Below are 17590 nucleotides of genomic sequence, written 5' to 3'. Positions count from 1 at the left end.
CTTAGCGTTGTTTTACATGGTGTTGGCAATAAAGCTGCAAATGAGTATTTGCCTGAATGCCGTCTTTTTATTGTGGCGCTGTGCGGTCAGTTTCAGGTGATTTCGCATCTGATGAGATCGCTGCAACTTCGTCTTTGACATCTTTTGACGTGCCGCTGTTCGCCGTAGCTGCCGATTGTTTGGACATTGCACGTTGTGGGGCTTTCCATTCAAAAGCGTCTAATTTGCCGGTTAGGGGCGAGGTTGGCTCCCATTCGTCTGAGCTAATGCCATCGGCAATCCAGCTTTTTTCTGATGCTGCAGTAATCGCGCGGCCGAGCCAAGCACGAGCTTTACCTTGGTCGCCGGTCTGTCCCTGTTCGATCTGCGCCATGAGCGCGCAAACCGCTTGGGTTGGATTGTCGTCAACATATTGCTGCAGGGCCGCCCGCGCCAAATCCCATTCGTGAGCCTCAATTGCGGCTGTCGCCAAAACAATTTGTGCTTCGAGATTATTGGTTGTTTCGGCAACTAGGCTTTTGGTGCGTTTCAAGCGTTCAACTGCTGAGGCGCCGGGCTGAGCGTTGGCGTATAGCATTGCGATATGTGGGTGTGGGTCTGCGCGCCAGACGCGTCGCAATAGGCCGGAAGTTTTGCGGACTTCGCCGCGGTTGATGTATATACGAGCCGCGATGAGGGCCGCAGGCACAAATTCTGGAATGCGCTTTAGGGCGTCATTGGCAAATTGAATTGCCTTGTCCGGATCAGATTCTTCATCCCGCTTAGCAATGGCGGTGCGTAGCACACCATCCAAGCGCTTAATCTTGGCGCGGTCCGCTCGGCTTGACGGCATGTTGGTCAAATGCTCAAGCGCATCTTCAAACTGCTCGTTTTTTGTAAGGTCGTTAAATACCGCCTCATTTGCCCATTCCAACTTTGGTGCGAGCGTGACAGCCTTCTGGGCGAACTTCAGCGCGGCATCTTCTCGCCCCTGCTGACGGGCTTGTTCATAAAGGCCGGTAAGTGCGGCCACCGCAGTATCAGGGTTGGCAATCATATCCCGATATTGTTCGCGTGCATCGTTCCAATTGCCTAGCTTGACGCTGGCCTGTGCCTCGAGCAATTGAGCAGCGCTATTGCCATTTAGCTTTACCCGCGCTTCGCGCGCGAGTTGTTTTGCCTTTGCAGGGTCGCCTGTTTGCAAAGCAATAATGGCGTTTGATAGGGCATCAACGCCGCGATTATGCTTGCGCTTAGCCGCAGCGCGAGAAAAAAGTGCTGGAATGCCAAAGATCCGGCGCAGAATTGCCCAAACAAAAATGGTGAGCAGCATCAACAGAATAAGACCAAATACGGTCAATCCTAAGCCAGGTTGCATCTGATACCCAAAGGCCTCGATTGTCACATTGCCGGGTAGGCTAATGATCCAACTGGCACCAAGAGCAATGGCGAGCGACAGTGCAATTACAAGGAACATGCGGATCATTGTGTTGCTCCTTGGGTGGTGGCGATTTTCAGAGCGGCTTGTCTGGCTTCTGCAAGCAATTGCTCGGCGCCAAGACGGCCATTGAGGTGCTCTTCAAACTGGCCCGAAGAGGATTTGAGGTTTTCAGGTAGCCGACTAAATGCCGATCGTGCTGCCGCCAAATCTTGTTGTTTAAGCGCAGCCTCAATTCTTGCAATAAGCGCAAGCGGGTCGCTGCCGGTCTGATCTAGCGGGCGCAGTCCAATGGCAGATTTCACTTGCGCAGCGAGTTTGTCGTACCAAGCCGCATCGTCGGGCAATTCAGCGTTGGATTTCACCATTTGGGGAATCAAGTTGCTAAACTCGCTTTGCAAAGCTGCAATCGTTGAGACGCCATTTTCAGCCGTTGCCAATTGCTCTTCACTAGGTTGCAGGTTCGGCAAAATGGCGTTCGCGCCGATAACGAAATCAGCATATGGCGTGCCATTGCGCAACGCATTTTCCCAAGCATCAATGATGAGTGGTAAGTTGGCGGTTGCAGGCAATTCGACCGGTGCAGGTTTTTGCGCCATTGCGGTTTGTACTTCGGCCAATCCCGTTTTCAATTCCGCTAGGCTTGAAGCTAGGGTTGCAATGGAATCTTTGTTTCCAGATTGGGTCGTTTCCAGCGCAGAAATTTTTGATATGGCTTCAGCCAACTTTTGGTTTTGCTCTAATTGTGCTTCTAGCGCTCTCGAATTGTCAGGCGATAACTCCAGTATGGAAGCTTTCAGCCCATCAAGTTCACTCTGAAGAGAATTGATGACTGCGGGATCGATTGTCGATGTTGGCGTTGGTTCGGCGCTTGAGAGCTCGGAAATTTCCAATTGCAGTTGCGCTACTTGATCAGCGACGGCACTCATTTGGGCCGTTGCTGCGTCTAACGCACTCTTGTCTGCGTACGCGCTCAAATTGTCCGCCGTTAGATAAGTGCTTAAATCGGCTTTTGGAGCATTTTCCAAATCATAGACCCGCTTTTGCAGCGCTTCCATTTTGGTGTTGAACTGCACGCTCGGCACCGCTTTTTCAAACGGGCTAATGCCGTTTAGGGCCATAAAACTTGTACCGCCGATGCCCAAAGCACCGCCGACGATGCTAGCGACAATAAGTGTCGTGAGCGAAAATCCGTTTGCGGTTTTTTGTCCATCATTTTGTTTTGAGGACGGTTTGTTATTAGCTGCGCCAGTTGGCTGAGATGTTGGCTTCGTGCCATCAGCTTTGGCGGCCGTAGAGGCGTTGGGCGTGGTTTTTGGATTTGGGCGCGACGAAGCAGTTGCGGGTTTGTTGCCCGCGTCTGCCTTGTCTGTCGGTTTTGCGTCAATGATCGGGGGTTTAACCGGACCTTTTTTGCTGTCGTCTGCCATAAATCTTGTCCCTTATGCCGCAAATGGGAGATCAGTATGATTTAAGCCTTGTTAGGCTGATTTGCCATCAGACAAAATGTCAATTTGCGCAAATAATGCATTTTCGTTTGGTTCTTCGGCTACCCGGCCTAATTTTGCGCCCGATGATTCCAGCCTATGCCAGATAGATGGCGATAAGCAGACGAAATTCAATTTTGAAATATCAATATCTTCTGTTTCGCAAAGTTGAGCAAAATGCGCTGCCGCCCGTTCAGAATATAAAAGCACAGCGTCGATCAAATGTTCTTTAAGGCGATTGATCACCGGCTTTGGCAAGGATTTTGCAGCAATCATCTCGTAAACGGGTGTCGAGCGCACAGTCACTTCAGTGCCAGCAAAGGCTTGCTCGATGTCTGATTTTCGATCAATGGCGCAAGGGTAGAAATAGTCGCCGCCCAAGCCCATTTTTTTGATCATAGCGATCAGGTCTTGGACATTACCCTTGGCGTTGATCACATTGTGAAAGCCATTGTTCTCAGCTACTTGCGCGGTGGTGTCGCCCACGGTGAAACAGGGCAGCAATTGATGGCCGATTTCCAGTTCGGCCGACAGCACGGCGTTTACCGCGTTGGCTGATGTGAAAATAGTGGCCACCATATTGTGTGGCGAAGGCACATCAAATGGCAAAATACGTTTTGAAAAGAGCGGGGCGGCCATTGGTTGATGTCCCAAATCCATCAGGCTGGCGACCGTTTTTTGCCCACCAGGGAAGGGACGTGTGACCAATAGAGTTTTGCCGCTCATTACCGCACCTCAAAGCTTTCAAAGAAGTTTTCGCCTGCCTGTTCGCGCAAGATTTGCGCTAGATGCTGGCCGATTTCTGCACAATCCGCAACATGTCCCGTGACTTCACCTTCAAAAGCGGTGGTGCCATTGATCGACAATATTTGCCCGATCACCTTCATGTCGTTGCCGTCTATCTCAGTGTAAGCGCCAATTGGGGTGCGGCAAGATCCATCAAGTCCATGCAAGAAATGGCGCTCGGCGACTAACGCGGCCGCGGTCCCCGCATGGTTGAGAACGGTAATAAGTTCACGGGTGCGCGTGTCATCTTCCCTACATTCAATACCAATTGCCCCTTGGGCGGGGGCGGGCATAAATACATTGGGGTCAATCATTTGCTTGGCGATATGGGTTTGGCCCAAGCGCCTCAAGCCAGCATAGGCGAGCAATGTGGCATCAGCGACGCCTGCTTCAAGCTTTTTCATGCGGGTTTGCACATTGCCGCGAAATTCAACAATTTTGAGGTCAGGTCGATGACGCAACATTTGCGCCGCGCGGCGTAACGATGAGGTGCCAAAGATGGCCCCTTCTGGCATGTCGTCGAGCGATTTATGCTTTAGCGATACAAATGCATCGCGCACATCCTCGCGCTTTAAAAATGCATATAGTCCCAAACCGTCGGGCAGTTGAGTGGCCACGTCTTTTGATGAGTGCACACCAATATCGACGCGGTTCTCAAGCAACGCGACTTCAATTTCTTTGGTGAACAAGCCTTTGCCGCCAACCTCTGAAAGGGGGCGATCTTGAATGATGTCGCCTGAGGTTTTGATCACCTCGATATGAATATCTGTGGTCTCGACCTTATGGAACTTGGCAAGCTTGGATTGGACCAATTTTGCTTGGGCCAAAGCGAGCAAGGAGCCGCGAGTGCCGATACGCAAAAATGGTTTAGTTGTTTGATTTGATTGCAATGGGCTTTCCACTTGATGTAGGCAAAGGCAGTTATCACTATAGGGCTTAACCAAAGACGGTCTATGTCGCAAGCACGTACCATCATTCTTGGCATTGAAACCAGTTGCGATGAAACCGCCGCCGCCATTGTTGCACGCAATGCAAATGGCCAAGGCGAGGTGCTTTCCAACATAGTGCGCACCCAATTGGATGAACACAAGGCATTTGGCGGTGTCGTACCTGAAATTGCTGCACGTTCACATGTACAATGGTTGGATCATATCGTCGCACAAGCGCTTGACGCAGCAAATCTTGGCTATAAAGACCTTGATGGGGTAGCGGCAACTGCTGGCCCCGGATTGATCGGCGGGGTTTTGGTTGGACTGACAACTGCCAAAGCAATAGCCCGGGCAATTGGTCGCCCTTTGATCGGGGTAAATCACTTAGAGGGCCATGCGCTCACTGCGCGGTTGACCAACAATACCCAATTTCCGTTTCTGCTATTGCTGGTTTCGGGTGGCCATAGCCAATTTGTTTTGGTTAAGGGCGTTGGTGAGTATGAGCGTTGGGGCACCACCATTGATGATGCGTTGGGCGAAGCCTTTGATAAGGTTGCGAAAATGCTCAATTTGGGCTTTCCCGGTGGTCCGAAGGTAGAAGAGTGGGCAAAAAAGGGTGACGCAAACCGGTTTAAGTTTCCGCGCCCTTTGCTCAAAGAAAAGCGTCTCGATTTTTCGTTTTCCGGCTTAAAAACGGCTGTGCGGTTGGCGGCTGAAGCCGCTGCGCCCTTGTCGGATCAAGATGTGGCGGATATTTGCGCTAGTTTTCAATCCACTATTGTCGCTGTTCTGGAGAGAAGATGCGCGCAGGCGCTTGAACGTTTCCAAGAAGAATTTCCTGACGAGGTTGCGCAAATGGTGGTTGCCGGTGGGGTTGCGGCGAACCAGCAAATCGGAGAGGCTTTGCGCCAAGTGGCGTTTGAGCACGGTGCTGAACTCATTGTGCCGCCAATGAAGCTCTGCACGGATAATGGCGCAATGATTGCCTGGGCAGGGGCTGAGCGTTTGGCATTGGGGCAAGTGGATCGATCAAATATTGCGGCGCGTCCGCGCTGGCCGCTTGATAGTGACGATATGAAGTTGGGGGACCACCATGTCTAAAGAGATTTTTGTGGTTGGCGCTGGTGCGTGGGGCGTTGCATTGGCACATGCCGCGGCAACTGGTGGATGCAGTGTTACCCTTTGTGGGCGTGATCAAGCAGTTGTTGATACGATTAATAATAGCAATGTTAACCCTCAATATCCGAAATTGGCGCAAGTCGACGACAAAGTGCAGGCGCAACTGGGCTATGACGGCATTGATGGTGTCAAGACGATATTGATGGTGGTGCCTGCCCAGGTGACACGGCAAGTTATTTTAGACATTGGCGTGGATCGTCTTGCGGGCAAAAACATCGTTCTATGTGCCAAAGGATTAGAACAAGGCACGCTCAAGCGGCAAAGTGAAATTGTACGCGAGCTGGCCCAAGATGCGGTGCCATTTTCTCTTTCGGGACCGAGCTTTGCCATTGATGTTGCGCAGTCTAAACCGACGGCGGTGACATTGGCTGGTCCTTCGATGGATCAAGCACGAGAAATGGTTGATTTGTTAGCGGGACCTACCTTTAGACCCTATTCTAGCGACGACCTTGTGGGCGTTGAATTAGCTGGGGCGCTTAAAAACATATATGCGCTTGGCGCTGGCGCGGTTGAAGGCGCGGGGCTTGGCTATTCGGCGCGATCATCGCTCATCGCGCGAGGCTTCGCGGAGATGGGGCGCTTGGTAGAGGCACTAGGTGGATCTGCTGCAACACTGAATGGTTTGGCAGGTTTGGGTGACCTCACCATGAGCTGCACGGCGCGCGAATCGCGCAATTACGAGTTTGGCTATCGCCTTGGTGCGGGTGAAACCGTGCAGCAAATTCTTGATAGTGGTGCAAAATTAGCCGAAGGGGTGTTCTCCACGCCGGTGGGCTTCAACCTAGCGCACCAAAATGGCGTGGATGTGCCCATCATCGGTGCGGTGAATGCGTTGCTTGACGGCAAAGTGACAATTGATGTGTTGGTTTCAAAACTGATGGCGCGACCATTGCGATCTGAATAAATATTGGTGCTAATGTAACGCGAAAGCAGCTGAAGCGATCTCGAGGAAAGAATGTCAATTGTATTCGGAGCTATTGTAAAGGGCAAACTTGCGATTGGGTGCGATTCTGGTTCCTCAGCGGGCAATTTGGTTTACCCCGCAAGTGAAAAAAGCAGTTGGCAGAAGATCCATCAGATTGGGCCAGCATTCATTGGTCATGTGGGCAATCCTGTCTATCACACTGTTCTAGACAATTTGGCATTGCACCATTCGGAGCTATTTGATTTTTCCGATCGCGTGTCTATCCACCGTTCGTTCGATCGGATGCAGGCTCTGTTGGTGAATGATTATGGGTTGCGGCCACAGGGCGACGACTTTGCTGGTAGTGGTTTGTATCTCCTTATCGCTGTAAACGGAAAGCTCTATTCCGTAGGCACCGAACGAGGTGTTGATGAGTATAAGCGTTTTTGGGCGATTGGATCCGGTGACCAAATTGCTTTAGGAGCTGCCGAAGCAAGTTATGCGGGTGCCAAATCTGCAAAACAGCTGGTTCAAGATGTTATAACCATTGCTTGCAAGTATGATTTGCACTCGATGGAGCCGATGCAAATTTTGGAGTTATAGGTCTGGGCCCTTGAGCTTGAACATGTCCAGTTGAATTGAGATATATGTTTCAACAAATGAATCGTAGAATTCCTAAACCGAAGAGGCAGAGATTTGTATTTTGTGATTTCAGGGCGTGATCGCCCGGATGCATTGGAAAAAAGAAAAGCAACCCGCGCGGCACATTTGTCTTACTGGGGTGATCTGGGTGCAGATCTGAAATTGGCCGGTCCTTATCTGGATGAAAATGGCAATCCGTCTGGTAGCCTGATCATCATTGAAGCGCCGACATTGCTTGCGGCGCGCACATATGCCGAAGCTGACCCATATGTGACCCAAGGGGTGTTTGAATCTGTTGGCGTGACCGAATGGATGTGGGCAGTGAATGAGCCGGAAAAGGCAACAAGCTAATGGCATATTGGTTGTTCAAAAGTGAGCCGGGCACTTGGGGCTGGGAAGATCAAGTGAAGAAGGGCGCACCTGAGCAATGGGACGGGGTCCGCAACTATCAGGCGCGCAATAATATGCGTGAGATGAAAGTTGGAGAATTGGGCTTTTTCTATCACTCGGTGAATGAGAAACGCATTATGGGTGTTGTTCGCGTCGCAGCGGAAGCACATCCTGACAGCACGACAGACGATGAGCGTTGGGAATGCGTGGATATTGAAGCGGTTAAACCGTTTGAGACTCCCATTACGTTGGAAGATATCAAAGTGCATCCTGAATTATCCGATATGGTGTTGGTCAACAATTCCCGCCTTTCCGTGCAGCCTGTGGCGGAAAAGGAATGGCAGATCATTTGCAAGATGGGTGGTGTCACGCCATAGTGACAATATGCAACCACACATTGTGGGGGTGAAAATGCAAATGACAAATGGGAGATTTTGGGGACATGTCACATTTTGCAGATATTAATTGGCTGGCTGTTTTGCTGGCGACAGTGGCGAGTATGGCGCTTGGCATGGCGTGGTACACCATTTTAGGAAATCAGTGGATGGCTGCGCTGGGTAAAACCAGAGAGGAGCTGATGCCAGAGGGCAAAAACGCTTCGATGCCATTTGTAATTGCCGGTGTTTGTCAGTTGGTCATGGTATATTTCATGTTGCTTTTGACACGCTCGATCATGGACACAAGTGCTGTCGATATTCAGGTTTGGGATGCGGTCTTGGTGGGTGCGCATATGTGGTTTGGTTTTGTCCTAACCTCAACTTTGCTCAACCATGCCTATCAGGGGCAAAAATTGTCACTCACGATTATTGATACGGGTTACCTGTTGGGCGTGCTGCTGGTGCAGGGCGTGGTGATTGGATTATTGGCGTAGATTCACATTAATTCTTGATGATTTCTTGAACCGTCCCAGCATTGTTTGGGACGGTTTTTTTTAATCCTTTTTGGCGGCTCGCGCGTATCCTTTTCAAGAAGCACTTGGGGGTCAAAAGTGATGAGCAAAAAAACAATAGTGTGGTTTCGTCAAGATTTGCGCGTAGCGGATAATCCGGCATTGAACGAAGCGGCTGAGCGTGGCGATGTGCTGCCGATATTAATCGTTGACGAAACGGACCAAGACATGGCTTTGCGCGGCACAGCGCGCGCGGTTTGGTTGCATCATTCGCTTTTGGCGCTTGATAAGAAGTTGGGCGGCCACTTGCAGGTTTTTGCCGGTGATCCCGAACAAATATTGTTGGCGGTAGCGGCGGAGAATGGTGCGGATGCGGTATTCTGGAACAGATGTTACACCCCTCATCGCATTATCGCAGACAAGCAGATCAAACAGTTTTTGAGCGAACGAGACCTGGCGGCGAGATCTTTCAATGGGTCTCTTCTTTGGGAGCCTTGGCAGGTGCTCAAAAAGGATAAAACGCCTTACAAAGTCTTCACGCCTTTTTACAAAAAAGGATGTTTGAGTGCGCAAGCGCCTAGGGCGACTGTTGCCGCACCTAGCGATATCTCGTTTGTTGGGGAGGCGTCTGATCAATCAATGATTGATGGTCTTGAGCTTTTGCCACGTCACGATTGGGCGGCCAAAATGATGGCGGATTGGCAGCCCGGCGAACAAGGTGCGCGCGAAGCTTGGGCACAGTTCGCAGACAACGGTCTTATGGGCTATAAGAACGGGCGTAATTTTCCAGCAAAGGCCAATGTTTCGCGCTTGTCGCCGCATTTGGCATTTGGTGAGATTTCACCGCATCAGATTTGGGCAGCGTTGGAGCATCAGCCTCAAAATGAAGATGTTGCCCATTTCCGCTCTGAGCTCGCATGGCGTGAATTTTCAGCTTATTTGCTCTATCATTTCCCAACTTTGCCGTTCGAGAATTTCAACTCCAAATTTGATCAGATGCCTTGGCAAATTGACCAAACTGCGCTGGAGAAATGGCAGCGTGGTCAAACCGGTATCCCGATCGTTGACGCGGGCATGCGCGAACTTTGGCAAACTGGCTATATGCACAATCGCGTTCGTATGATTGTGGCCTCATTTCTAACCAAGAATTTGGGTGTTGATTGGCGTGAAGGGGCAAAATGGTTCGAGCATTGTTTGGTTGATGCTGACTACGCCAATAATCGAGCCAGTTGGCAGTGGGTTGCGGGAAGTGGCGCGGATGCTGCGCCTTATTTCAGGGTGTTCAACCCGGTTTTGCAAGCGGAGAAGTTTGATCCTCTTGGCGCTTACATAAGGACATTTGTGCCCGAAATCGCTGAACTACCTAACAAGTTTTTGGGGAAGCCGTTTGAAGCACCGGCGCAAGTTCTCGCAGATGCAGGGCTTGAACTTGGTATAGCTTATCCGCATCCAATCGTTGATTTGAAGCAGTCAAGAAACCGAGCGCTTGCCGCATATCAGACGATGCGCGGACAGGACATGGTGGAGCCGGCCTAAAAGTCCGACGCAATGCCTTTATTTTCCCAATCACCATAGCGGGCAGGGTCCGGGCCATCTTTGCCGTTGATCTCTCGCGGTGCGGTTTCGCTGACTTTGTCGATTTGCGCGCGCCGCGCCTTGGCTTCTTCAAGGGCTTGTTTGGCAATTTTGGGATCGGGGCGTTTGGCGTTGGGGTCTGTTTTGGCCATATTTATTCGCTTTCTTTGACAGTCTTGAGACGATGCTTGACCCTTGTCAGTGCCACAATTGCGCACCATCTATAGCATCGTAGGCAAGGAAATAGGAGTTTTGCATGTTCAATGCAATAAGAACGACATTTTTGCTGGCGGTGATGACCGGACTGTTTATGGCGGTTGGGTTTGTTGTGGCGGGCAGTTTTGGTATGTTCTTTGCGCTGGCGATAGCGCTTGTCACAAACCTTATCGCTTATTGGAATTCGGACAAGGTTGTCCTGCGGATGCAGCGTGCGCGCCTGTTGGGGTGGCGCGATAGCCCTGATCTATTTGATATGGTTGAGCGGCTGTCGTTGCGGGCGGGCATTCCAATGCCAAAGCTTTATTTGATTGACAGCAAACAACCCAACGCCTTTGCGACCGGACGCAACCCGGACAATGCAGCAGTTGCTGTTTCGACGGGCCTGTTGAGCCATCTTGAATATGACGAGATTGGTGCAGTTATTGCCCACGAGTTGGCGCATATTCGTTCGCGCGACACATTGACCATGACGGTGACAGCGACCTTTGCCGGTGCGATTTCAATGTTGGCGCAGTTCGGTCTGTTCTTTGGCGCGCGCAATTCCAACAGCCCAGTGGGGCCCATTGGAGCGCTTGTTATGATTATTGTTGCGCCATTGGCGGCGCTGATGGTGCAAATGGCTGTTAGCCGCACCAGAGAGTACGAAGCGGATGCAGACGGCGCTCAAATTTGTGGTGATCCACTTGCCCTGGCACGTGCGCTTGAGAAAATCTCAAAGCTTTCGAAGAATTTTGAAAACCCATTTGCGCGCCGTTCCCCCGGCATGGCGCATATGTTCATCATTAATCCCTTGGCTGGCAAAGGCGCGGACAATTTGTTTTCAACACACCCCAATGTTGAAAACCGAGTTGCGGCTTTGGTTGAAATCTCCAAGCAAATGAGGCTACAAGAGCGCCAACTGCACGGCATTGACCGCAAATTGCGGTCAGATCAGCCGGAACAATCGGGATGGCGGACACCAAATAGCCACGTTTCTAATCGAAACCGGCCCAAAGGCCCGTGGGGCTGATCCACTTTAGGAAGCTTTTTTGATGAGCAGACATTCTCAAGCCACCGGGTTTGACATTCGGCGCGCTGCAGCTCAGCGCTTGCAACTCGTTCTTACCGGTGCGCCGTTTGTGCCGTTTCAACAGCGCGAAATAGCAGATAGTCGCGATCGGGCGTTGGCCAATAAGCTTGTGACAGTGTCATTGCGTCGCCACGGTCAAATCAGCCAGATATTAGGATCTGTTCTTGAAAAGGGCATGCCCAAACGCGCTGGCTTATTTGAAGCTGCGTTGCGGATTGGTGTGGCTCAGCTGCTTTTCTTGCCTGAAATGGGCGAACATGCGGCGATCCATCTCGCGGTTGAAGTGATCAAAAAAGATCGCCGTGCCGGACGGTTTGCAAAGCTTGCAAATGCGGCGCTGCGGAATGTTCAACGCGGGTTCAGTGTCGAGGATTTGGACCCAAAAGACCTCGTGCCGACTTGGGTGTTTGCTCGTTGGGAACGCCATTATGGTGCAGAAACCGCGGTCGAAATGGCGAAGGCTGTGCTCGAGCCTGTGCCTTTGGATTTGACTGGACAATCTGGTGACGAACAATCTGACATATTTGATGAGATGGGTGCTGTGCACCTAATTGGTGCAAGTTATCGTCTTGATGATCGGGATGTGCCGGTTGAAGAATTGCCAGGATATGCCGATGGCAAATGGTGGGTTCAAGATGTTGCTGCGACTTTGCCCGTTCAATTGGCAGCGGTGACCGCGGGGCAATCCGTGCTCGACATATGTGCTGCGCCGGGTGGCAAGACCGGGCAATTGGCTGCAAATGGCGCAGAAGTGACGGCCGTTGATTTGGACGGCAAGCGCCTAGAGCGCGTTAAAGAAAACTTAGAGCGCTTGAAGCTGAACGCGAAGCTGGTTGAGGCGGATGCCACTAATTTGAGTGCCGAAAAGCAGTATGATGTGGTCGTGCTTGATGCGCCATGTAGTGCCACAGGGACTTATCGGCGTCACCCGGAGGTGATTTGGCATCGCCGCGAAAAGGACATCAAACAGCGTGCGCAGCTGCAGTCAGAAATGCTGAAGAATGCCGCGCATTTGGTTAAGCCAGGTGGCACGCTTGTGTTTTGCACATGTTCTTTGGAGCCTGAAGAGGGTGAAAAGCAGATGGGTGCATTTTTGCAATCTCACCCTCAGTTTGAAGTGCGCGCGATCATGCCAGAAGAGCTGGAAGGCTGGGCAGAGCCGGTCATTGAAGGCGGTTTTTTGCGGACAACGCCAAACATGTCTTTGCCGAAAAATGGCAAAGGGTTGGACGGGTTTTTTGCGGCGCGTTTGCAACGCACCAAATAAATTTGTTTGCAATTATTTTCACTAAGTGAGAATCGATTGCGCTCGTGCTATCCTTCATTCCCATAGTTGAGGAAAACATATTCGTGTCAGGCGGACCATTTTTGCGTCGTACATTAGGGGCCATTGCGGATGGGTTTGTAACAAGCCCTGCATTCCGCTGGACTTGGTCTGCTCCGGACAACAAAAGCGTTAAGCACAAATTATTGGAAATTCGCCCATCAGACGCCTTCAATGTGGCTGACATGATGATCGGGCAATATTTGCTTGCACAGCGTCTTGTTGATACCGGCGGCACAACGCCTTTCGCAATAGATTATGCTAGTGATGAATGGTTTGACGAGCTGCACAGTTTTACCTGGTTGCGGCATTTTTCTGCTGTGCAGGATGAAGGGTCGAAAAAATTCGCTGGCACATTGGCGATGGACTGGGTGTCTCGTTATGGCAGTTTTTCCAAACGAGTCTGGGACAATAAACTAACCGCATTGCGGGTGCTCAATTGGATCAAGCATTTTGATCAGCTCTGTTTTGGTCTGAATGATGCGCGCAAGAAGATTGTTGAGCGGAGCCTTGCGGAACAAGTGCAATGTTTGCGCATACGGATCAATTTTGAGGCGGATCCCGCGCGACGTTTGCTTATGCGTTTGGCGCTATTGGGGGCAGCAATTGCGCTGCAATCGCCAACCGACGATATCAATAGGTTGTTGGAACGTACGACCTTGTCGCTTAGCCGGCAGATTGATGAAAAGGGTATGCACCGCTCACGCAATGGCGAGCTGCAATTCTTATTATTGCTTGAAATGATCCCAGTGCGTCATGCGGTAACCCCAATTTCAATGGAAGCTGGCCGGGAGTTTGCAGCCGTTTTGGACAAAATGCATCATAGTTTGGCGCTGTTGATGCATACCACGGGCGAATTGTCTTATTTCAATAATGCAAGGGCGATCCCCCACGAAATGCTGTTGGCGGTACAATCTCGTGCAAACAGCAATTTGGAAATCAATCGCGGCGAATATAATGCAGGCTATGCGGCACTGGTTGGTCAAGATTCAAAGCTGATTGTCGACGGTGGCGCTGAGATGGGCGATGACTTTCGAGGTGGATTGTTCGCGGGAGCGGCCAGTTTTGAATATAGCTTTCGGAATGATTTGATTGTTTCAAACTGTGGCCCAGGGCCGTCAACTTTGGGTGATGATGCTGATCTTTTCCGTTTGCCCGCGTCGCATTCGAGTTTGGAAATTGAGTATCGGGGAAAGTACCCGTTTAAGTCGCAAAATCTGATGAGTGCGCATATGCGAGCCAACCGAGACGCGGCGCCAAAAGTTGATTTGGATGAGCGGCGTGTTGATCTGATTAATAATGGTTATGAGCGTTTGGCTGGGGTCAAACATGAGCGTTCGCTAAATATTTTGCCACGCGAAGGTGATGCCTTGTTGGGCCAAGATATTATTCGATGTGACCTTAACCACAAGAGTGCCCCGGATCAGTTTTTGCTGCGCTTTCACCTAGGGCCGGGGATTGAAGCGGCGCTTGACGACAGTCTAAACCAAATTGAGCTGCAATTACGCTCGGGTTCGACTTGGGCCTTTATTTGGGAAGGAGCGGACGCGATGATTGAAGAAAGTGTGCGCTATTCGGCCCACAAGGGTCTAGAACCAATTCGACAAATTGTGTTGAGCGGCAATATCAGCGCTCACCAAGAAGTGGTATGGACCTTTATGCCACGGGCATAAATTGGTTGGTTTGTTCGGCAAAAACCGTGCAGCAATGGTTTCTTTTTGAAAAAGTTCGTGCTAGCCAAGCGGCTTCAGCGCTTATAGCGCTATTTGGACCCAACAACAGATGAGTTTCTCCGTGACCATCAAACGCGCCCTTCTTTCCGTATCAGACAAAACCGGCCTTGCCGACTTCGCCCGTCATCTTGTTGCCAATGGAGTTGAGTTGATCTCAACTGGCGGCACAAAGAAAATGTTGGAGGACGAAAACATCCCCGTTGTGGATGTGGCCGAGGTGACAGGTTTTCCAGAAATCATGGATGGACGTGTGAAAACATTGCACCCCAAAATCCATGGCGGATTGTTGGGCCGACGCGATAGCGATAGTCACAAAAGCGCAATGCGCATTCATCAGATTTCAAACATCGATATGCTGGTTTCAAACCTTTATCCGTTTGTGGCAACCGTTAAGTCCGGTGCTGACTACGATACGGTGATCGAAAATATCGACATTGGTGGCCCAGCGATGATCCGCGCAGCGGCAAAGAACCACGCCGCAGTCACCGTTATTGTTGATCCTGACGACTATGAAAAGGTGATGGAAGAGATCAATGAGCACGGCGAAGTGCCGCTCAAGTCTCGCCAACGTTTCGCTGCCAAAGCCTATGCGCGTACCGCAGCATATGATGCCGCTATTTCAAGCTGGTTTGCTGAAACGCTAGAATTTGACGATATTCCTTATCGCAGCTTTTCGGGCAAACTTGATCAGGTGATGCGCTATGGCGAAAACCCACATCAGTGGGCAGCGTTTTACAAAGATGGTTCTGATCGCGTTGGGGTTGCAACTGCTGAGCAAATTCAGGGTAAGGCGCTTTCATACAACAATATCAACGACACAGATGCTGCGTTTGAATTGGTTTCTGAGTTTGATCCCAAGGAGCACGCCGCAGTTGCCATCATCAAGCATGCTAATCCATGTGGTGTTGGTCTGGGTGCAGATCTGGCAGAAGCCTATGAGAAGGCTTTGCGCTGTGATCCCGTTTCAGCGTTTGGCGGCATTGTGGCGTTGAACCGCGAGATCGATGCCGATGTGGCTGAGAAAATCGTGGAAGTCTTTACAGAAGTGATTATTGCGCCGAGCGCGACACCACAGGCGTTGGCGGTTTTTGAGGCGAAGAAAAACCTTCGCTTGCTTCTAACAGGTGATCTGACGAACACAAAAGCTGAAGGGCTCACCGTAAAGTCAGTTTCAGGTGGATTGCTGGTACAGTCTCGAGACAATAAGAGTGTTGCTGATTGTGACCTCAATGTTGTCACGAAACGACAGCCAACCGAGCAAGAAATGCTTGATCTAAAGGTTGCCGCGATTGTCGCCAAACATGTGAAATCAAATGCCGTTATTTACACCAAAGATGGTGCGACGGTTGGCATTGGTGCTGGGCAAATGAGCCGTGTAGATTCATCTCGTACAGCGCACAGAAAATCTAAAGATGCTGCAAAAGCGATGAAGCAAAAGGGTGCGTTGACTGAAGGTTCGGTTGTCGCATCTGATGCGTTCTTCCCATTCGCTGACGGATTGTTGGCAGCAGTAGATGCTGGTGCAACTGCCGTTATTCAACCTGGCGGTTCAATTCGGGATGACGAAGTGATTGCAGCTGCAGACGAAGCTGGGATTGCAATGGTGTTTACCGGGATGCGTCACTTCCGGCACTAGCAAACCCATTCTTTTGCGCCTTGAGTGCGATTTGTTGGCGCTGCGATCCTCAAATATCAATGATATTATGCGGTTCTCGCATCTTCCAAATCACACTCAAGCCATCAAAACCTTTGGGTTTGGCGGCTACGGGCGCTCAGACTGATTCCAAAGGATGCAACCAGCTCTTACTGGCCCCATTCAATGGGCTGGTTAGAACAGTCAAATGTTTCCGCAACACTGTCGGCAAGGTCGCGTGCAATTTGATTGGCGTTTTTGTACTTGCTGGCGTTGACGCGCGCGACTTGGCAGGTGGAGCCTTGTTTGATTTTGGTGACAATTAGATGCTGTTGTTTGTCGCCCATGCCATCATCTGTGTAATAGCGCAAAATCGTCGCAATAGGCGTCCAGCCAAATTCTCTTTTCGCCAACCGCCATTCCAAAGTGTCGTTTATCGTATTAAATGCTGGTAGCGTTTGCTCTGCCGCGACTTCGTTTAGTGAATCAAGGCCGAAACTGACAAACATGCGCAGGTCACCTTCCGCCACCATCACCGGATAGCCTTTATATCCAGGACAGGCAAAAGTGGCACCCATTTCGTGTGCTTCGGTTAGCGAGCAATCTTCATCCAAATTAATTTTGGTGTAAACGCTGTCGTTTGATTGGGCGAATGCGCCCGTGCTCAATAGAGCTAAAAAGGTGAGATTGGCCAAAATGGTGCCAAAAATGGTTTTCCGCATGACAGATTATCCTCCCGAACCGGTCAAAATATCGCAATTACCCCATTATGGCTTGCAATCATGGCATCGGCTAGGCATTAGTTCTGGCGAAATCTGATAAATGATCATCAAAGGGAGCAGATTGATGGATCTCAATGCAATTGGTGCGGGTAAAAATCCACCAGAGGAAATCAATGTTGTGATCGAGGTGCCGATTGGCGGCGAGCCGATCAAGTATGAATTCGATAAAGATAGCGGTGCAATTTTTGTAGACCGTTTCTTGCACACACCGATGCGCTACCCAGGCAACTATGGCTTTGTGCCAAACACTTTGTGTGGTGATGGCGATCCATTGGACGTTGTGGTGATGAATTCACGCCCAATTATGCCAGGTGCGGTGATCAAGTGTCGCCCAATTGGTGTTTTGGTGATGGAAGATGATGGCGGCATGGACGAAAAGCTGCTCGCTCTACCAATTTCAAAGCTCACAAAGTCATTTGAAGGCATCAATGATGTATCTGATATGCCTGAGATTGAAGTGGCTAAAGTTGAGCACTTCTTCAAGCACTATAAAGATCTTGAGCCGGGCAAGTGGGCAAAGATTGAGGGCATCAAGGGTGTTGATGTGGCCAAGCAGATTATTTTGGACAGCATCGAGCTGCACAACAAACAAGGCTAGTTAGCGCTGCTAGCAAGTGACGAATTTAGGGGTC

18 protein-coding genes are annotated in these 17590 nt (G+C 50.5%); 12 read left to right on the top strand and 6 right to left on the bottom strand.

From position 1 onward, the window contains the following. Positions 1 to 67: 67 nt before the first annotated feature. From QQL65_RS04745 to hemC, 4 genes are read right to left on the bottom strand one after another with little or no spacing between them, the layout of a single operon-like run. Positions 68 to 1465 (bottom strand): heme biosynthesis protein HemY, encoded by a 1398-nt coding sequence (locus tag QQL65_RS04745; RefSeq protein ID WP_284362409.1) that lies wholly within the window; start codon positions 1463 to 1465, stop codon positions 68 to 70. Further along, positions 1462 to 2847, bottom strand: coding sequence for a COG4223 family protein (locus tag QQL65_RS04740; protein WP_284362408.1), 1386 nt, complete (start codon positions 2845 to 2847; stop codon positions 1462 to 1464). The genes QQL65_RS04745 and QQL65_RS04740 overlap by 4 nt, the downstream gene beginning before the upstream one ends. 51 nt (positions 2848 to 2898) lie before the next feature. After that, entirely contained in the window at positions 2899 to 3630 is a 732-nt protein-coding gene (locus QQL65_RS04735) for a uroporphyrinogen-III synthase (RefSeq protein ID WP_284362406.1), read from the bottom strand. Then, positions 3630 to 4580, bottom strand: coding sequence for a hydroxymethylbilane synthase (gene hemC / locus QQL65_RS04730; protein WP_284362405.1), 951 nt, complete (start codon positions 4578 to 4580; stop codon positions 3630 to 3632). Before hemC ends, QQL65_RS04735 begins: the two co-directional genes overlap by 1 nt. Positions 4581 to 4643: 63 nt before the next feature. Here hemC and tsaD point away from each other — a divergent pair, with 63 nt between their 5' ends. From tsaD to QQL65_RS04695, 7 genes are all read left to right on the top strand, one after another. Next, entirely contained in the window at positions 4644 to 5720 is a 1077-nt protein-coding gene (gene tsaD / locus QQL65_RS04725) for a tRNA (adenosine(37)-N6)-threonylcarbamoyltransferase complex transferase subunit TsaD (RefSeq protein WP_284362403.1), read from the top strand. Continuing rightward, on the top strand, positions 5713 to 6702 hold the full coding sequence (locus QQL65_RS04720) for an NAD(P)H-dependent glycerol-3-phosphate dehydrogenase (protein WP_284362401.1): 990 nt from the start codon (positions 5713 to 5715) through the stop codon (positions 6700 to 6702). The genes tsaD and QQL65_RS04720 overlap by 8 nt, the downstream gene beginning before the upstream one ends. A 51-nt stretch (positions 6703 to 6753) precedes the next feature. Then, positions 6754 to 7305 carry an Ntn hydrolase family protein gene (locus tag QQL65_RS04715; protein ID WP_284362399.1) on the top strand — a complete coding sequence of 184 codons (552 nt, stop codon included), beginning with the start codon at positions 6754 to 6756 and terminating at the stop codon, positions 7303 to 7305. A 102-nt stretch (positions 7306 to 7407) separates the two neighbouring features. After that, the gene (locus QQL65_RS04710; protein WP_284366211.1) at positions 7408 to 7695 is read left to right on the top strand and encodes a YciI family protein; all 288 of its coding nucleotides are present in this window, start codon (positions 7408 to 7410) and stop codon (positions 7693 to 7695) included. After that, complete coding sequence (locus tag QQL65_RS04705) at positions 7695 to 8111, top strand: EVE domain-containing protein (protein ID WP_284362397.1); 417 nt, start codon at positions 7695 to 7697, stop codon at positions 8109 to 8111. Before QQL65_RS04710 ends, QQL65_RS04705 begins: the two co-directional genes overlap by 1 nt. 65 nt (positions 8112 to 8176) lie before the next feature. After that, positions 8177 to 8605: a DUF1761 domain-containing protein gene (locus QQL65_RS04700; RefSeq protein ID WP_284362395.1), complete on the top strand. Its 429-nt coding sequence runs from the start codon at positions 8177 to 8179 to the stop codon at positions 8603 to 8605. 120 nt (positions 8606 to 8725) lie between these two features. Then, positions 8726 to 10159 carry a cryptochrome/photolyase family protein gene (locus QQL65_RS04695; protein WP_284362394.1) on the top strand — a complete coding sequence of 478 codons (1434 nt, stop codon included), beginning with the start codon at positions 8726 to 8728 and terminating at the stop codon, positions 10157 to 10159. On the opposite strand, the gene QQL65_RS04690 is transcribed toward QQL65_RS04695, so the two are convergent. Further along, complete coding sequence (locus QQL65_RS04690; protein ID WP_284362392.1) at positions 10156 to 10350, bottom strand: DUF1674 domain-containing protein; 195 nt, start codon at positions 10348 to 10350, stop codon at positions 10156 to 10158. The two genes, QQL65_RS04695 and QQL65_RS04690, sit on opposite strands and share 4 nt — an antisense overlap. A 104-nt stretch (positions 10351 to 10454) precedes the next feature. On the opposite strand from QQL65_RS04690, the gene htpX reads away from it, so the two are divergent. From htpX to purH, 4 genes are all read left to right on the top strand, one after another. Beyond that, positions 10455 to 11426, top strand: coding sequence for a zinc metalloprotease HtpX (gene htpX, locus QQL65_RS04685; protein WP_284362391.1), 972 nt, complete (start codon positions 10455 to 10457; stop codon positions 11424 to 11426). Positions 11427 to 11448: 22 nt separating this feature from the next. Then, on the top strand, positions 11449 to 12753 hold the full coding sequence (locus tag QQL65_RS04680; protein ID WP_284362390.1) for an RsmB/NOP family class I SAM-dependent RNA methyltransferase: 1305 nt from the start codon (positions 11449 to 11451) through the stop codon (positions 12751 to 12753). Positions 12754 to 12836: 83 nt separating this feature from the next. Continuing rightward, positions 12837 to 14483, top strand: a complete 1647-nt coding sequence (locus QQL65_RS04675; protein ID WP_284362388.1) for a heparinase II/III family protein — start codon at positions 12837 to 12839, stop codon at positions 14481 to 14483. Positions 14484 to 14604: 121 nt separating this feature from the next. Further along, complete coding sequence (gene purH, locus QQL65_RS04670; RefSeq protein ID WP_284362386.1) at positions 14605 to 16179, top strand: bifunctional phosphoribosylaminoimidazolecarboxamide formyltransferase/IMP cyclohydrolase; 1575 nt, start codon at positions 14605 to 14607, stop codon at positions 16177 to 16179. A 167-nt stretch (positions 16180 to 16346) separates the two neighbouring features. Here purH and QQL65_RS04665 read toward each other — a convergent pair whose 3' ends face one another. Continuing rightward, on the bottom strand, positions 16347 to 16898 hold the full coding sequence (locus tag QQL65_RS04665; protein ID WP_284362385.1) for a hypothetical protein: 552 nt from the start codon (positions 16896 to 16898) through the stop codon (positions 16347 to 16349). A gap of 124 nt (positions 16899 to 17022) precedes the next feature. On the opposite strand from QQL65_RS04665, the gene ppa reads away from it, so the two are divergent. Then, positions 17023 to 17556, top strand: coding sequence for an inorganic diphosphatase (gene ppa / locus QQL65_RS04660; protein WP_284362384.1), 534 nt, complete (start codon positions 17023 to 17025; stop codon positions 17554 to 17556). The last annotated feature ends 34 nt before the right edge of the window (positions 17557 to 17590 follow it).

It is taken from the genome of Maritalea porphyrae, from assembly GCF_030159895.1.
Classification (GTDB): Bacteria; Pseudomonadota; Alphaproteobacteria; order Rhizobiales; family Devosiaceae; genus Maritalea; species Maritalea porphyrae.
The sequence above is the reverse complement of the archived record's forward strand: the minus strand, read 5'-3'. Positions and strand labels throughout refer to the sequence as shown.

Bases quoted from the DNA above. Each gene is read 5' to 3' on its own strand.
- QQL65_RS04745 (WP_284362409.1), bottom strand. From the start codon at position 1,465: ATGATCCGCATGTTCCTTGTAATTGCACTGTCGCTCGCCATTGCTCTT.
- QQL65_RS04740 (WP_284362408.1), bottom strand. From the start codon at position 2,847: ATGGCAGACGACAGCAAAAAAGGTCCGGTTAAACCCCCGATCATTGAC.
- QQL65_RS04735 (WP_284362406.1), bottom strand. From the start codon at position 3,630: ATGAGCGGCAAAACTCTATTGGTCACACGTCCCTTCCCTGGTGGGCAA.
- tsaD (WP_284362403.1), top strand. From the start codon at position 4,644: ATGTCGCAAGCACGTACCATCATTCTTGGCATTGAAACCAGTTGCGAT.
- QQL65_RS04720 (WP_284362401.1), top strand. From the start codon at position 5,713: ATGTCTAAAGAGATTTTTGTGGTTGGCGCTGGTGCGTGGGGCGTTGCA.
- QQL65_RS04715 (WP_284362399.1), top strand. From the start codon at position 6,754: ATGTCAATTGTATTCGGAGCTATTGTAAAGGGCAAACTTGCGATTGGG.
- QQL65_RS04705 (WP_284362397.1), top strand. From the start codon at position 7,695: ATGGCATATTGGTTGTTCAAAAGTGAGCCGGGCACTTGGGGCTGGGAA.
- QQL65_RS04700 (WP_284362395.1), top strand. From the start codon at position 8,177: ATGTCACATTTTGCAGATATTAATTGGCTGGCTGTTTTGCTGGCGACA.
- QQL65_RS04695 (WP_284362394.1), top strand. From the start codon at position 8,726: ATGAGCAAAAAAACAATAGTGTGGTTTCGTCAAGATTTGCGCGTAGCG.
- QQL65_RS04690 (WP_284362392.1), bottom strand. From the start codon at position 10,350: ATGGCCAAAACAGACCCCAACGCCAAACGCCCCGATCCCAAAATTGCC.
- htpX (WP_284362391.1), top strand. From the start codon at position 10,455: ATGTTCAATGCAATAAGAACGACATTTTTGCTGGCGGTGATGACCGGA.
- QQL65_RS04680 (WP_284362390.1), top strand. From the start codon at position 11,449: ATGAGCAGACATTCTCAAGCCACCGGGTTTGACATTCGGCGCGCTGCA.
- QQL65_RS04665 (WP_284362385.1), bottom strand. From the start codon at position 16,898: ATGCGGAAAACCATTTTTGGCACCATTTTGGCCAATCTCACCTTTTTA.
- ppa (WP_284362384.1), top strand. From the start codon at position 17,023: ATGGATCTCAATGCAATTGGTGCGGGTAAAAATCCACCAGAGGAAATC.